This window comes from Neisseria sp. P0021.S007, from assembly GCF_051956855.1.
This window is the reverse complement of sequence record NZ_JBQCXA010001233.1, coordinates 1-513: the sequence shown is the minus strand read 5'-3', so window position 1 is coordinate 513 and position 513 is coordinate 1. Positions and strand designations below refer to the sequence as shown.

Below are 513 nucleotides of genomic sequence, written 5' to 3'. Positions count from 1 at the left end.
ACAACTATGTTGAGCAAGTCATTGAAATGGCAATTTCAAAATAATCAGATGCCGCCGGCGCCCAAGCCTACCAACTGGCCGATGGCGTCGGCAAAGTGGCCGATGCCGTCAAAAACCAAACCGGACAGCAAGGCGCCGTCCTCTTGTCCGTTGAAGCCGGCTTCGGCTTTAAAACCGCCGGCAAGGAACAAAACCAAAACTACCGCCAAAGCCGCGAAAGCAGCCTGAAAGCTGGCGGCGACATCAATATCCGCAGCCGCGAGGGCAACATTACCGTCCAAGGCAGCAACATTATTTATACCACCTACTCCAAAAAAGGTTTAAAACAAGCCTATTCCGAGTACCTGACATTATTCGAATCAAAATGAGACTCTGGCACCAAACCCTCATTCCCCTGCTCCCCCGCGCCCAACTTTTAGGGCAACACCGCGAATGCGCCGCCCTACGCGGAGCAGGCTGGGGCCGACCACACTCGACGGTGAATTATGTCTTCACCCATTCGCCTTACAAGCT

The 513-nt window shown here is 53.4% G+C and carries 2 protein-coding genes; both read left to right on the top strand.

Annotated elements, in window-relative coordinates:
- Window positions 1-95: 95 nt before the first annotated feature.
- Complete coding sequence (locus ACTHUR_RS18480) at window positions 96-368, top strand: hemagglutinin repeat-containing protein (RefSeq protein WP_440400221.1); 273 nt, start codon at window positions 96-98, stop codon at window positions 366-368.
- A partial coding sequence (locus ACTHUR_RS18475; RefSeq protein ID WP_440400223.1) for a pyrimidine dimer DNA glycosylase/endonuclease V occupies window positions 365-513 on the top strand: 149 nt, incomplete at its 3' end. The genes ACTHUR_RS18480 and ACTHUR_RS18475, both read left to right, overlap by 4 nt.